Consider the following 14,935-nt stretch of genomic DNA (forward strand, 5'->3'; position numbering starts at 1 on the left):
CATATAAAAAATAGAAAGGGTTTCGAAATACGACCATTTCGAAACCCTTTTGTCTACAATCTGAGGTGTTGCCAACAGGCAACACCTTTTTTCTAAACCGATCGTCTACCAGTAACAAGTTGAATAACAAAGATAATACCGGCAATAATTAATAGGGTGTGGATAAGACCCCCACCTATTTTTAACACTAAACCTAATAACCATAGTACAATTAGAATAACGATAATTGTCCATAATATTTTACCCATTGGAAACATCCTTTCGATTAATGTATGTTGTTATTAAAAAGTTACCCTTTCAGATATAGTATTAAACATCTAGTACCTTTTTATGAAAAAAATTAAATGCGAGTAAGCCTTATCTAGCGTAATGGATAAGGTTTATTATTTTTTTGAAAATTTTTCGTTTCATAAATCTAGTGTTTCTGCGATGAAAAAACGATTCTTTTATACAGTTGATTTCCGTTCCAGGCGAACGCTTTCCGCGGGGTGAACGATGAACCATCACCGCCCCTGCGGGTACGGTGTGATGTTTCATCTGTTTCACTCATCCCGCAGGAGTCGCCTTTCACTACAATCATTCATATATGTATTGCTTGGTGGTACCTGTTGTATTGGTAGCGGAATAGCAAATAGTAAGTGTTTCCTAATAGAGAATGTGAGGTGCGACCGAAATTGTATCTTCGGTCGCTTCTTCAAAAGGTAGGAAAGTGTTGCTTCTCTTCTTCCCTAAAGCAGTACGTAACCAGTACCTAAAGTTTGAGAAGGGTGACGGATAGATAAATGCCATACGATTACCGAGAAAGCCCTGTTGATCATGACGTCAGTCATGGTCAACAGCTCTAAAAAAACGGTTATCTTATAGCATGAGTCTTTCCAAAGGACTTCGAAAACGATAGATACAGGTTTTGATCTTAAAGGGCACTTGCACTTTTCTTAATGATTATAGGAAAAAATGTCTATAATTGTGATAGGGCACGGTATGTAGTAAAATAAACAAAGCAGTGATGAAAGGAAGAGACGTATGCCAACACCAAGCATGGAAGACCATATTGAACAAATTTATATATTAATCGAACAAAAAGGATATGCCCGTGTGTCTGACATAGCAGAAGCATTATCAGTATTACCATCTTCCGTAACTAAAATGGTACAAAAACTAGATAAAGATGGTTTCTTAATATACGAAAAATATCGTGGACTAACCCTTACAACAAAAGGAATGAAACTTGGTAAAAAACTAGTGAAAAGACATGACTTGCTAGAGGACTTTTTGCGTTTGATCGGAGTAGAAGAAGCCAATATTTACGGGGATGTTGAAGGTATTGAACATCATTTGAGCTGGAATTCTATCGATCGTATTGCCGACCTAGTATTATTTTTAGAAGAAAATCCAGAACTGCAATCGAGACTTATTGCATTGAAAGAAGAGACAAAAGATTAAAAGGAGAGTGATACATTTGACAGAACTAACATCTGGAGAAATTGTAAAATTGCAAGTAACATCCCAAGAGGGTTCTAAATGGATTCTTAGCCATAATTCTATGGATATATCATTAAACGCATCCGAAGCACCTGAGGACTTGCAAATAGGCGATATGATTGAAGTATTTTTATTTGTTGACCGAAGAGGTAATCTATCTGCCACAACTGGTCTGCCTTCTATTCAAAAAGGGACGTATGGATGGGCACGAGTGATTAAAGTGTCAGAAAAAGAAGGGGCTTTTGTGGATATTGGAACTTCAAAGGAAGTACAAGTAAAAGCAGAAGACTTACCGAAAATTAAAGAACTTTGGCCGGTAAATGGAGATCATCTATATATGACTCTTCGTACGGACAAAGATGGAGAGTTATTTGGACGTTTAGCTACGGAGGATCGTGTAGAAGAGTTGTATATTGACGCACCTACTACATTGTTCAACCAAAACGTACAAGCAAGACCATATAGACTTCTCCCGATTGGAACTTTCTTGTTAAGCGTGCCAGAAAATTATCGCATTTTCGTGCACCAATCGGAACGAATAGAAGAGCCAAGATTAGGACAAGAGTTAACAGTTCGAATTATCGATACGAAAGAAGATGGCTCTTTAAACGGTTCGCTGCTTCCTCGCAAACATGAACGTTTGGGAGACGATGCTGAATCGATTTTCCGCTACTTAAATGATGTAGGAGGCAAAATGCCATTTACGGATAAGTCCTCACCTGATGAAATCCAAGAAATGTTTACAATGAGCAAAGCGGCGTTTAAACGTGCATTAGGTAAATTAATGAAAGAAGGAAAAATTGTTCAAAACGATGGCTGGACTCAATTGAAGCAATAAGGAAATAGGAGTGAAAAGAATCGATTAATCGGAACTTTTTACTCCTTTTTACGTACTAATGGGAGAGCTGACTGGAAAGGGGTTTGATGAAATGAAAAGGTTTTTACAAACAATAATAGCTGTTGTTTTTCTAATGGGAGTTTTTATTGCTCCATCTATTACACTAGCAGACTCAGATGGATCAACAGAAACAGAAGCGATTAATGAAAAATTTGGTGCACCAATTGTCGTTTATGGTGGCAATCTAAGTGAAGCGGAAAAGCAAAGTGTAAAAGAAAGCTTAAAAATAACAGATAGTTCCGATGTACAGGAAATTGAAGTAACAGGGCAAGACTTAGCAAAGTATTTAAAAGATGGAGATGCATCTGCACGGATGTTTTCATCTGCAAAAATTACGAGAAAAGATGCTGGTAAAGGACTAGTCATCAATATCGTTACACCAAACAATATTACAGAAGTAACAACAGAAATGTATGCAAATGCAATGCTAACTGCTGGAATCCAAGATGCAGTCGTTGAAATTGCTGCACCTAAGCCGGTAACTGGTCACTCCGCATTAGTTGGTATTTATAAGGCGTATGAAGTAACAGGTGAAAAGTTAGATCCTGAACGTACAGACGTAGCAAGCGATGAGTTGTCCGTAGCAACAATTCTATCAAAAGATGCTGGGATTGATGAAGCGAAGGTAAGTGAGTTACTTACGGAAATTAAAAAGCAAATTGCTGAACAAAATCCGGTATCGCGTGAGGAAGTAGAAAAAATTGTAACGGAACAGCTTTCCAAATTGAAAATTGAGCTTTCTGAGAAAGACCGCCAGTTACTAATCGATATTATGGACCGTATTCGTCAGCTTGACATCGATTTTAGCAAATGGTCAGATCAGTTAAATGATTTGAGTAAAACAATAGAAGACAAGATTGGTAAAATTGTAGATAACGAAGGATTTTGGCAAAGTGTAAAAGATTTCTTTAAAAATTTAATTGATTCTATTCGTTCTATTTTTAGCTAAACGGAGCACCCTAATTATCTGGCTTAGGATATAGGGTGTTTTTAATTGCGTGCTAGATGCTTTTTTGTTATTATATGATTAATATATCTCGAATTCAAGATAATTAAAGGAGGTAACAATGATGAAATTAGCAGGAATTCACCATGTATCTGCCATCACTGCAGATGCAGACAAAAACCACGATTTTTTTACACGAATATTAGGTATGAGATTAGTAAAGAAAAGTGTGAACCAAGACAATACATCTTCATACCATTTATTTTATGCAGACGCAGTTGGAACACCTGGAACGGACATGACTTACTTTGACATTCCTATGGCAGGTAGAACTTATCCTGGAGTTTCAAGTATTAGTAATACGGGCTTACGTGTTAAAAGTGATAAAGCACTGCAATTTTGGAAAGCTAGATTTGAACAATATGAAATACCTCATGATCAAGTCGTAGAAAGATATGGTAGAAAGTCTCTTTATTTTGAAGACTTTGAGGGTTCAAGAATGATGCTAGTAGTTGATGATGGAAAAGGGATACCATACGGGGAGGCATGGGTAAAAGAGGAAATTTCAGCTGAAAATGCTATTGTCGGCTTAGGTCCAGTTAAATTGACAGTTAGAAAATCAGAACCAACTGAAAAAGTACTTCAAGATGTACTCGGCTTTACATTGGCAGGCTCTTATCCATCGGAAATAGAAGGGATGCCTGATATTCTTGTGTATACAATAGGAAAAGGTGGACCAGCAGGAGAAGTGCATATAGAGACTCGAACAGACCTGCCAATCGAAAGACCAGGTAGAGGAAGTGTCCATCATGTGGCATTTCGTGTTCCAGCTATGGAGGATTATCCTCGATGGGAAGAGTTATTACGTTCCCAAGGCTTTGCAACTTCTGGATTAGTAGATCGTTATTATTTCAAATCAATTTACTTTCGAGAACCAAACGGAATTTTATATGAATTAGCAACTGATGAACCAGGTTTCGATTCTGACGAGCCAATGCAAACACTCGGAGAAAAACTTGCACTTCCCCCATTTTTAGAGGGGCAAAGAGCTCAAATTGAAGCCAAGTTGCGTCCGTTGTCAATTAATAAATAAATGTGTTAAGATTCAGAAAAGGAGTGGTAATAATGGATTTTCAATACAAAGAACTAGGCAGTGATGTTTTTGCATATGAGTATGTTCAGGACGGTGAAAAGCTTGGTGAAATAACGTGGACATTACTTGGAGATATTATGGTAATGGATCACACATACGTTTCAGATAGATTGAGAGGCCAAGGGGTAGCGAAAAAACTACTTGATGCTGCTGCTTCTTATGCGCGTGAAAAGGATTTGAAAATGGAGGCTGTTTGTTCATACGTCGTAGCAGCTTTTAATAAATCTGAAGAATATAATGATGTAAAAGCTTAAACTTATCCAATAAAAAGGCAATCCGCTTCTATTTTAAGTGGATTGCCTTTTTATGTTATGTCCATTAAATTTGCGTAAAGAAAACCAAAATACCTGTTAATACGGATGCACCTGCCAACGTATAAAAGAAATCAGATTGGCTAAATATTAAATTTTTCTCCATCCAAATCATCCTTTCTAAAGTGGGTAATAGTATATTTATACCCATTTCATAGAGCTTCTAAACAGGTTTAACTTACTATACTGTTTGAAATTCTAAAATAGACGAAACTTTTATTAATTCTATTCGTAAATACTATAGATAATATGATTTTTATGGAGGTTTAAAAATGTCGCGTATAGGTGAATTAGTTTTAGGTGTAATAAGTGCAGTTTTTAGTGTAATTGCCATCATTCTACTTTCTGTATCAGTAGTTCAAGGGAGCACTGTATTCCAAGAAGAAGGATTTAATGACCTATTTGAACAAGAAATTATGAGTGATCCTAATTTATCTTCTCAAGATGCAGAAGCGATTACACAAGGTCTAGATGTCTTTTTGGATCTGTTCACTATTTTAGGATGGGGATTCATAATTTCCATTGTTATCAGTTTAGTGTTAAATATTTTGGGCATTTTGTTTATAAATAAAAACAAGAAACCCAAGCTTGCAGGGGTTATGTTTATACTAGCAGGTCTTCTTGCTGGAATTATTTCTTTAACATCAATTCTATTATACATAGCAGCAATTATGTGCTTTGTTCGTAAACCGCCGATGCAATTAGCTGAACAAGAATACTATACATCAACTAAAATGGAATAGTATAAAAATGTCTAGATTATAAAACGATATAAGATGAAAACACCAGCTTAATAGGCTGGTGTTTTCAATAAATACATATATTTTGCTGTAGATAATGGATGACCTTCAAAATATTCGTCAAATTCTTCGAGGCACTCAAAACCAAATTGTTCATAAAAACCACGTGCACCACTATTTTCGCTTTCTACATATACAAATAATTGGCGACCAGTATGCATTTCTTCTAAGCCTGCTTGAAGTAGCTTTCTGCCATAACCAAGCTGTTGATATTCGGGTAATATATAAATGGCGGTCAATTCCGCGTCGCCGTCTTCATCTACATATGTAAAGCTGGCAAATCCAACTGGCTGCCCATTATATTCGGCGAGTAAAAAGATTGTTTTTTCCATTCGTTTTGCAAGCATCGTATTCGAATAGGCTTTCTCTAAAAAGAGTTCTTGTATATTATCTGGGATAATGTTTTTGTATGTGTCGTTCCAACTGATCTTTGCGATTTGTTGTACAGTTGAAATATCATCTAACGTCGTCGCCCTAATCATTTGAAATCACCTCTAAATTCTTTTTGTTATCATACCAAAAATACGAACAATCTTCTACAAATAAGTAGGATAAAATAGAAAACAATATTTAATAATGCAGGAGGAAAAATATGAGCTGGAAATTAATGCAATACAAAGAGTTAGATACAAATCTATTGTATAAAATATTAAAGTTACGAGTAGATGTCTTTGTAGTAGAACAAAATTGTGCATACCCTGAATTAGATGGATACGATCAAAACTCGTTTCACTGTTTGTATTTAGAAGAAGGGGAAGTGCTGGCTTATTGTCGTATACTGCCACCGGGAGAAAAATATGATATATGTTCAATTGGAAGGGTCATTGTAAATGAGAGAGCCCGTGGAAAGGGTTTTGCACGACAGTTGATGGTGCGAGCAATAGAAAGTGCAAAAAAAGAATGGAATGTGACGTCCATTAAAATTTGTGCCCAAAGCCATCTGCAAGAGTTTTATAGATCACTTGGATTTGAGACAGTGTCCGAAGAATTTGACGAAGATGGAATACCCCATGTGTATATGATCCTATATGAAAAATAAAAGGTGTTTTAAATAGAAAATAAGGGTATATATGATAATAGATAAAATTTTAAGATAAACGCGGAGGTAATTAAAATGGCAAAAAATAAATCATTATTATTAGCAGGTCTTGCAGCAGGGGCTTATGCTTATTTCAGAAAAAAAGAGAATAGAGACAAAGCAATGGTAGCTTTTAATAATACAAAAGCAAAAGTAAATTCATATATGGAAGCTCAAAAGCATAATAATTCCGATTTAACGACAGCTGGTAACCCAGACCCTAGAGACATTCCAGACAACAAAATGGTGGATGAAGGAGCAATGACAAGCGTCCAATACTATAACGAAGAAGTGCAGGACAAAACAAAAAAAACTTCAGATGAAACAAAATAAACGAAAGTGCCTGTTTGAAGGCACCTTCGTTTATTTTTTATCCACCCAAATAGATAACAAAGATGTTACGAGTAAAATAATACCTGCTAAAAGGAAACCATCATTTGCCGTTAATTCAAAAAAACCGGTTACACTTGAACCAGCGACAACCCCAATGGAGAAAAAGGCATAGAAGTAACCATACGCTTTGCCGCGGTAAAAAGTATCAGTCGAATCAATTAGTAGTGAATTGATCGAAGGAAATAAAAAAGCAAATCCTACTCCATAAAATCCCATCCAGATGTACATTAAAGCAAGCGCTTCTGTTTGTCCAAGTAATAGCATACTAATTCCCATAAGGGCCATTCCAAAAGCGAGCGTTTTTATTGGCTTAACTCGATCAAAAATTCGATTGGTCGGCATTATAAAAACTAGGATTGCTATAAATCCAAAGGTACTAAGTAATAATCCGCTAGTCTTTGCATCAAATCCAAGGTGGATAATTTTTATAGGAAGCATGTACGCCAATACACCCTGTGAAAACATTAAGAAAAAAGCACCTGCAAAAGCTATCAATAGGCCCTCTTTTTTAATAAGATCTTTAATCGATGCTGTTTGAACAGGTTTAGTAATTATTGTTTTTTTATGAAGAGCTACCGATCTTAAAAGAATAATGGATAGAATACTTAAGAGAAGCATGATGGACCCTGTAATACCAAGTACGAACACTTCACTTTTTTTACTAGCTATAATCCCACTCATTGCTGGACCCACTATTGCAGCGAGACCTACGAATGCTCCGGACAAGGCTACTCCTTTCCCACGCTTTTCGCTTGCAGTGTGATTAGCGGAATAGGTAAAAGCTGCGGGAACGATAAATCCTGCAACTAATCCGTGCACAAAACGTATTAGCAATAGTCCCATCGGCTCTGTTACAAGCTGATACAAAAATAAAGAAACGCTTGTTGCAAATAATCCAAATATTAATATATAAAAAGGTCCTTTTTTATCGGTCAACAACCCAGATATGACGTTACCGATTGTGTTAGAAAATGAATACATACCAACAACCAAACCAGTTATAAAGGGAGTTGCACCAAGATTTTGTGCAAAGGGACTCATAATCGGCAACTGTGCAAACAAGTCAAAAAACGAGAAAAAGATAATAATATAAACGAATAACCGCAATTTAGCCCCTCATTTCTGTTGTTGAACTATTCTTTAGTTTAACATTTAGAAAAATTTTTCACTATAACTATAAAAATATGGAAAAAGCATAGTATAAAGATAGATTCGCAAATAGCCTAATTATTTATGGGCAGATACTTGGTAAAATAGAAAACTTATCCTATATATCTTAAGAAATTCGACTAAAGCAATTGAAAAATAGTGGAAAATGCCGAAATAAACTATAGTGTAATACAAGTGCTAATTAAACTTTTTATTATCTTTCGGATAGATTTTATAAAAAACTAATTATCCGTAAAAAAAATAATTATACTAAATAAAAATAGTTTTAATTTCCAGTATAATGATATAAAATGATTCTGCATGCCTAAACTAACTACCAACCCAAAAGAACTATGGAAAGAAAGATGAGGTTTATATGTACAGCAAAGAGAAAATGTTTTTGGAGTACTTCTCCAAATCCTATAACAAAGAGATGGGTATTACTAATAGAGTCGAAGGTTTAGAACAGTTTTTTGAATTAGAAAAAAAGTTATTTCACAATATGTTTTCATTCGAAATAGAAGAAGCAAAAGCAATATTAAGAACAATGATAGATTTGATAATCGCTAGAACTGGAAAACAAATGATTCTAAATGTAAAAAATTATTACATTCAATTAGCCGCTATCATGGCAAGAAAGCTTTATGAAAGCCAAGTTCCAACAGATAAGGTGATGGCATTTAATATTGCCAGTGTGGATATTATAGAAACAAAAATGAATGACGCCCAATTTTTACAATGTGCTGATGAGTTAGTAGAGTTTTTTGTTATGGTTATCACGGAAAGAAAAAAACCTTCTTTTGGTCATCAAACAGTCAATAAAGTAATACTATTTATAAACGATGGAATCGAGACAAGTTTGACGGTGGAGGATATTGCGACCCACTTCAATATTAGTACAAGTCATTTGTCGCGTATTTTTAGGGAACATACTGGTGTAACTCTGGTAGAATATTTAAATATTCGTAAAGTAGAAGAGTGTCAGTATTTTTTAAGGCACACGAATAAAGCCATTTTGGAGATTTCCAATTCCTTTCACTTTTGTAACCAAAGTTATTTCACCCGTATTTTTAAAAAATACACTGGTGTTACTCCAAAACAATTTAGAAATTTCCAAGAGCATCCAAACTTTAAATACATGTTCCCTAATGAGCCTAAATCCGTTTAAAATTATACGTAGTCTTTTCAATTCCTGCTAAGTAAGATGAAGATTTCACTGTTCTTGCCTCACGTTAAATTTGATAAATAGCTTCATAGTGATGTATACTCGGTATAGTTTGATAATTGTAGGTGAATGGATTGAAAAAGAAAATTAGTTTACTTTCTATTCTTGTATTCGCAACGGTTTTACTTAGCGGTTGTTCAGGAGTAGAAAACAAAGAGGGTACATTTTATAACATATTTGTTCGACCTTTCGAATTTTTAATCCATTTCTTTGGGGAAATGTTCAATGGTAGCTACGGACTGGCAATTATTGCTATAACAGTTCTGATCCGTTTGGCGTTAATGCCGTTAATGCTTAGAAACTACAAGCACCAACAAGGCATGAAAGTTAAAATGGACAAGTTAAAACCAGAAATGGACGAGATCCAAAAGAAATTAAAGGAAACAAAATCTAAAGAAGAACAAATGGCTTTGCAGCAAGAAATGATGGGTCTATATCGTAAACATGGTGTAAATCCATTGAATATGGGTTGTTTACCAATGCTTATTCAAATGCCGATTATTATGGGGTTATATTTTGCGATTTCTCATTCGGCTGAGATTAAAGCACACCCATTTTTATGGTTTAATTTAGGTTCCCCAGATATCGCGATGACACTTGTTGCTGGAGCGGTTTATTTCCTTCAAGCAAAAGTATCATTATGGACAGTTCCTGAACAGCAAAAGCAACAAATGAAAATGATGGTTTATATTTCTCCTATTATGATTATGTTTATTTCGTTCAGTTCTATGGCCGCTTTGCCACTTTACTGGACAGTTGGTGGAGCTTTGTTAATATTCCAAACATACTTAGGAAGAAAATTTTACTCGAATCATCCAGAAAAAGCAGAAGAATCTGTTTAACATGAAACGAAGCTTTTATAGCTTCGTTTTTTTCTTGAGAGGTGTAAGAAATGAAGAGAAATTGGGTTTTTGGTCTATTAATTACAGCGGTAGCCATTACTTCTTTGGTATTTATTATCCTTGGCAATTTAAATTTAGCTGTACTTTTTATGACGGTGATATTTGCTTTAAGTAATGGTTATCGTGCCATAAGTTTTAAAGAAAAAGGCTTTGTCCGTGAGGCGAAATGGATGAAAGGCATGGCGATTGTTTTTGCTGTTTTGTTTTTCGTTGTGTTAGGCTTAATATTATTTTAGTAACGACGCACTGCCTGATAAAGGGTGGTGCGTTTTTAGTAGCCGCATCTTTATTTGGGAAAGTTGCCCTTTGAATCGCAAAATCTGGCAATCATTATCATTAGCTCCAAACTATTATTCTTATGCCCTAGGTCAAAATTTTCTTTTGAATTATTTTTAGTAAGATGGCTATAATTTGAAGAAATATGGATGAAATAATGGTAAACTAGTAGTAACGCAATTGGAAAGAAGGAAGACCGGGATATGCAATCGAGATATAGTTTGTTGCAAGATAAAAAGAAAAAAAAGTGGCCATACATCGTTTCAGGAGTTATTGTTGGTCTACTGATAGTTATAGTCGTGGGATGGATTGGAATAAATGGTTGGAACATAGAAAAGAGTATTAACGCTTTAGGACTTTCTGATAAAAAGGAGAATACTGTAGCGGTAGAGAAAACGGAGGAGGTTCCTGTGAAGGAAGAGCCAGTTGTTGAAACCCCCGTTGCAGAAGAACCTGAAGTAGATTTATCGGGTGCAAAAGGTTACGAGGGTCATGAGACATTGCCGGCTGAACCTACTTATGTAGAAGGCGTTTTAATCGCAAGCAAAAAGTATCCTTTGCCATCTACATATGCTCCAGGAGAAAGTAAAGAAGCTAGAGCAGCATTTGAAAAGATGGCAGCGGAAGCTACGCTTTCAGGCTATAATTTAGTGGCTTTTAGTACATATCGCTCGTTTGAATATCAAACTTCGCTATATGACAGATATGTAAATAATGATGGTCAAGATGCGGCAGATCGTTATAGTGCTAGACCAGGATATTCGGAACATCAAACAGGTTTAGCTTTTGATATAGGGGAACAGCATTTTGAACAGCATTTTGCGAGAGAAAGCTTTGGTGAAACTGAGGCAGGTAAATGGATAGCAGCCAATGCTTATAAATATGGTTTCATTATGCGTTATCCAAATGGTAAAGAAAAAATTACTGGCTATATGTATGAGCCGTGGCATTTCCGATATGTAGGGGAAGAACTTGCTGGCAAGATTTATGATGCCGGAGTTACTTTAGAAGAATACTTCGATTTATAAAAAAGAGGCTTCCGTGGAAGCCTCTTTTTTATAAAATTGGAGAAAGTAGGCGAGCCAATGACTCCTTGAATTTAATCATTTTTGCCCGTTCCTCGTAAATTTCCCACGTCATTTCCGTCGATACTTTCATGTCTTCTTCAAATGTCTCTGCTAATTGATGAGAGGTTTCTCGATCATAGATGAATGCATTTACTTCAAAGTTTAACTTAAAACTTCTTACATCAATGTTTGCAGTACCAACAGTAGAGGCTTCGTCGTCAATCACGACCATTTTAGTGTGTAAAAACCCATTTTCATAAATGTATATTTTGGCTCCAGCTTTTATGAGTTCACCTACATAGGAGTATGTGGCCCAATAAACAAATATGTGGTCTGGTTTGTTGGGGATCATAATACGTACATCAATACCTGATAAGCAAGCAATACGCAATGTGTCCATAAAGCTAGCGTCTGGGATGAAATACGGTGTTTGGATATAAATATACTTTTTGGCCATCATGATTAATTTTAGGTACCCGTTTTTTATTTGTTCCCATTCAGAGTCGGGACCGCTTGAAACAATTTGTAAACCAACTGAGCCTTTTAAGGGAATAGCAGGGAAAAAAATATCGGAGTATTCAATGTCGTGCTCAGCAGATGCTTGGTTCCAGTCCAGTATAAATCGGGTCTGAAGCGGATGGACAGCACTTCCTTCGATACGTAAATGTGTATCTCGCCAATAGCCAAACTTTTTGTTTAACCCTAGGTATTCATCTCCTACGTTAAAACCTCCAATATATCCGATACGACCATCAATCACTACAATTTTCCGGTGATTTCGATAATTCATACGCGGATTGATGAGCGGCAAAATAGCTGGGAAAAACGCTTCTACTCTGCCACCTAGAGCAATCAATTCCTTAAAATGCCGTTTTCTTAATGAACGGGAACCAGTATCATCATAAAGGATTCGAACCTTGACTCCTTGTTTTGCTTTAGCCAAAAGAACTTTATAAATTTGTTGTCCTAAATTATCTAAACGGAAAATATAATATTGAATATGGATATGGTCCTTTGCATTTTCTAGATCATGTAGAAGGGCATCAAATTTTTTGCGGCCATCCGTGAAAATCTCTACATCATTATCCTGCGTTAAAACAGCATGGTTATTGTGTAAATGCATAATAATAAGTTCTTTATAGAGACTGGCGTCATCTAAACGGAAGTCGAATGAATCATCTTCAATGGCCTCCATTTGAAATTCTATCAGCTTATCGATCCCGATTTTGTTTTTCCCTTCCCATCGAAACAAATGCTTTTTCCGCAATTTTCTTCCAAATAATAAATAAATACCGAAACCTACAATAGGTATGAAGAAAAGGACCATGATCCAAGCCCATGTAGAAGAAGCGTCGCGTCTTTCCAAAAATATTAAAGCGATAGCAAGGAAAATATTCAAAATAAGAATACCAGAAACCAATAGACTATAAAAACTCGCTGCCATGTTAACACCTCCAATCCTATTTATGTGAAGTTTATCTTCAGTATAGCTGATTTATGGAAAAGAAAGAAGAAAACAGGAACATTCTAAAAGCTATTTGCATAGAGTGAGCACATACCTAACATTCATACCTCTCTCTAGCAGACGATAAACAAATATATTTTTTAAAACCTTTAAAACCTACTTGACCTATAGGAATAAAAGTAATATTATATGTTAAGCATTAAAAATGGAGGAATTTATATGAATATATTATTTATAATTCTCAACGTAGCGGCTTTATTGTTGTTTGTGGGAATTTTAGTCATTATGCAAAAGAAACATGTTTCCTTTTCGAAACGAGTATTTACCGCACTAGGTTTTGGTATTGTGTTAGGTTTAGCTCTGAACCTTATTTATGGGGCAACTTCAGAAGTGTTGGCCGATTCAGTACAATGGTATAACCTAATTGGAACTGGTTATGTGAAACTTCTTCAGATGATCGTAATGCCATTAGTGTTTATATCGATTTTAGGAGCGTTTACGAAAATAACGATTGGTAAAAACTTTGGAAAAATGGCAGCTATTATTTTAAGTTTTTTAATTGGTACAACGGCAGTTGCAGCAGCAGTTGGAATAGGTTCGGCTGCAATCTTTGATTTAAATGCAGATCAAATTGTACAAGGAGATGCTGAATCAGCCCGTGCAGAATACTATGAAGGACATTCCGCTGATGTTGCCGACAAAGCGCTTCCTCAACAAATATTAGATTTACTTCCTGCAAACCCATTTTTAGATTTAACAGGGGCACGTTCAACTTCTACTATTGCTGTTGTTGTTTTTGCGGCATTTTTAGGATTCGCCTATTTAGGTGTTTCCCGTAGAGATAAAGACAATGCAGCTATTATTAAAAAAGGTATTGATGCAGTTTATGCACTTGTCATGAGCGTAGTGAAAATAGTATTACGTTTGACACCTTATGGAATTCTAGCAATTATGGCTAGAACAGTAGCAACATCAGATTTTGGGGCAATATTTAATCTTGGGAAGTTCGTGGCAGCTTCCTATGTAGCATTGGCAGTTGTTTTTGGAATGCATTTAATCATTATTTCATTATCTGGATTAAATCCAATAACATACTTGAAAAAAGCTGCAGAGCCTTTACTTTTTGCTTTCACTTCTCGTTCAAGTGCAGGTACATTACCTATTAATATTAATACGCAAACAAATAAATTAGGTGTGTCAGAAGGAATTGCCAACTTCTCCGGTTCATTTGGTTTATCCATTGGGCAAAATGGATGTGCAGGGATATATCCAGCAATGTTGGCATTTATGATTGCACCTTCACAAGGGATTAATCCGCTTGATCCAATGTTTATCTTGACAGTCATAGCGGTAGTAGCAATTAGCTCGTTTGGAGTAGCTGGAGTAGGTGGAGGAGCAACATTTGCTGCAATTTTAGTACTTTCAGCGCTAAATCTACCAGTTGCTTTAGCTGGTTTACTAGTTTCAGTTGAACCGTTAATCGATATGGGACGTACAGCTGTAAATGTAAGTGGCTCTATGACAGCAGGAGTAGCAACTGCGAAAATAACAGGTGAACTAGACAAAAATGTATACGATGCTCCACTAGAAACACAAACAGTCGAAGCTTAAAAATAATGAATGAAGAGCCGTCCTTTCGGGGGCGGTTTTATGTTTACTTAAAATAAAAGAGAGAACACTTTTTATAGTAGCGAAATATATGGATAGTGTGTCTTAAAGTGACCGCTATGATTTTCGCAGCAGTCGGACGCTTTCCGCCGGGTGAGCGATGAGCCTTCACCGGCCGCTAA

The 14,935-nt window shown here is 35.9% G+C and carries 17 protein-coding genes; 13 read left to right on the plus strand and 4 right to left on the minus strand.

Annotated elements, in window-relative coordinates; all coding sequences use genetic code 11:
- Positions 1–92 precede the first annotated feature (92 nt).
- A complete protein-coding gene (locus FS486_RS18220; RefSeq protein WP_144513597.1) occupies positions 93–248 on the minus strand; it encodes a lmo0937 family membrane protein in 156 nt (51 codons plus the stop codon).
- 775 nt (positions 249–1,023) lie between these two features.
- Between FS486_RS18220 and mntR the strand changes: the two genes are divergently transcribed.
- From mntR to FS486_RS18250, 6 genes are all read left to right on the plus strand, one after another.
- Positions 1,024–1,443, plus strand: a complete 420-nt coding sequence (mntR, locus tag FS486_RS18225; protein WP_144513599.1) for a transcriptional regulator MntR — start codon at positions 1,024–1,026, stop codon at positions 1,441–1,443.
- Between the two features lie 16 nt (positions 1,444–1,459).
- Entirely contained in the window at positions 1,460–2,320 is an 861-nt protein-coding gene (locus FS486_RS18230; RefSeq protein ID WP_144513601.1) for a CvfB family protein, read from the plus strand.
- A gap of 91 nt (positions 2,321–2,411) precedes the next feature.
- Positions 2,412–3,329, plus strand: a complete 918-nt coding sequence (locus FS486_RS18235) for a DUF1002 domain-containing protein (protein WP_144513603.1) — start codon at positions 2,412–2,414, stop codon at positions 3,327–3,329.
- Between the two features lie 121 nt (positions 3,330–3,450).
- On the plus strand, positions 3,451–4,419 hold the full coding sequence (locus FS486_RS18240; protein ID WP_144513693.1) for a ring-cleaving dioxygenase: 969 nt from the start codon (positions 3,451–3,453) through the stop codon (positions 4,417–4,419).
- A gap of 32 nt (positions 4,420–4,451) precedes the next feature.
- The gene (locus FS486_RS18245) at positions 4,452–4,733 is read left to right on the plus strand and encodes a GNAT family N-acetyltransferase (RefSeq protein WP_144513605.1); all 282 of its coding nucleotides are present in this window, start codon (positions 4,452–4,454) and stop codon (positions 4,731–4,733) included.
- Positions 4,734–5,062: 329 nt separating this feature from the next.
- The gene (locus FS486_RS18250; protein WP_144513606.1) at positions 5,063–5,533 is read left to right on the plus strand and encodes a DUF4064 domain-containing protein; all 471 of its coding nucleotides are present in this window, start codon (positions 5,063–5,065) and stop codon (positions 5,531–5,533) included.
- Positions 5,534–5,580: 47 nt separating this feature from the next.
- Here the strand turns inward: FS486_RS18250 and FS486_RS18255 are convergent, their stop codons facing one another.
- The gene (locus FS486_RS18255; protein WP_144513608.1) at positions 5,581–6,072 is read right to left on the minus strand and encodes a GNAT family N-acetyltransferase; all 492 of its coding nucleotides are present in this window, start codon (positions 6,070–6,072) and stop codon (positions 5,581–5,583) included.
- Positions 6,073–6,182: 110 nt separating this feature from the next.
- Here FS486_RS18255 and FS486_RS18260 point away from each other — a divergent pair, with 110 nt between their 5' ends.
- Complete coding sequence (locus FS486_RS18260; RefSeq protein ID WP_144513610.1) at positions 6,183–6,629, plus strand: GNAT family N-acetyltransferase; 447 nt, start codon at positions 6,183–6,185, stop codon at positions 6,627–6,629.
- 75 nt (positions 6,630–6,704) lie between these two features.
- Complete coding sequence (locus tag FS486_RS18265; RefSeq protein WP_144513612.1) at positions 6,705–7,001, plus strand: hypothetical protein; 297 nt, start codon at positions 6,705–6,707, stop codon at positions 6,999–7,001.
- Between the two features lie 30 nt (positions 7,002–7,031).
- Here the strand turns inward: FS486_RS18265 and FS486_RS18270 are convergent, their stop codons facing one another.
- Complete coding sequence (locus FS486_RS18270) at positions 7,032–8,168, minus strand: MFS transporter (RefSeq protein ID WP_144513614.1); 1,137 nt, start codon at positions 8,166–8,168, stop codon at positions 7,032–7,034.
- A gap of 418 nt (positions 8,169–8,586) precedes the next feature.
- Here FS486_RS18270 and FS486_RS18275 point away from each other — a divergent pair, with 418 nt between their 5' ends.
- From FS486_RS18275 to FS486_RS18290, 4 genes are all read left to right on the plus strand, one after another.
- Positions 8,587–9,378 carry a helix-turn-helix domain-containing protein gene (locus FS486_RS18275; RefSeq protein WP_144513616.1) on the plus strand — a complete coding sequence of 264 codons (792 nt, stop codon included), beginning with the start codon at positions 8,587–8,589 and terminating at the stop codon, positions 9,376–9,378.
- Between the two features lie 131 nt (positions 9,379–9,509).
- The gene (gene yidC, locus FS486_RS18280; protein WP_144513618.1) at positions 9,510–10,277 is read left to right on the plus strand and encodes a membrane protein insertase YidC; all 768 of its coding nucleotides are present in this window, start codon (positions 9,510–9,512) and stop codon (positions 10,275–10,277) included.
- A 50-nt stretch (positions 10,278–10,327) separates the two neighbouring features.
- Complete coding sequence (locus FS486_RS18285) at positions 10,328–10,573, plus strand: hypothetical protein (protein WP_144513620.1); 246 nt, start codon at positions 10,328–10,330, stop codon at positions 10,571–10,573.
- Between the two features lie 243 nt (positions 10,574–10,816).
- Positions 10,817–11,641, plus strand: coding sequence for a M15 family metallopeptidase (locus FS486_RS18290; RefSeq protein ID WP_144513622.1), 825 nt, complete (start codon positions 10,817–10,819; stop codon positions 11,639–11,641).
- A gap of 28 nt (positions 11,642–11,669) precedes the next feature.
- On the opposite strand, the gene cls is transcribed toward FS486_RS18290, so the two are convergent.
- The gene (gene cls, locus FS486_RS18295) at positions 11,670–13,124 is read right to left on the minus strand and encodes a cardiolipin synthase (protein ID WP_144513624.1); all 1,455 of its coding nucleotides are present in this window, start codon (positions 13,122–13,124) and stop codon (positions 11,670–11,672) included.
- 240 nt (positions 13,125–13,364) lie between these two features.
- Between cls and FS486_RS18300 the strand changes: the two genes are divergently transcribed.
- Positions 13,365–14,756 (plus strand): L-cystine transporter, encoded by a 1,392-nt coding sequence (locus FS486_RS18300; protein WP_144513626.1) that lies wholly within the window; start codon positions 13,365–13,367, stop codon positions 14,754–14,756.
- The last annotated feature ends 179 nt before the right edge of the window (positions 14,757–14,935 follow it).

Origin of the sequence: Bacillus sp. FJAT-22090, assembly GCF_007676755.1 — a bacterium.
Taxonomy (GTDB): domain Bacteria; phylum Bacillota; class Bacilli; order Bacillales_A; family Planococcaceae; genus Psychrobacillus.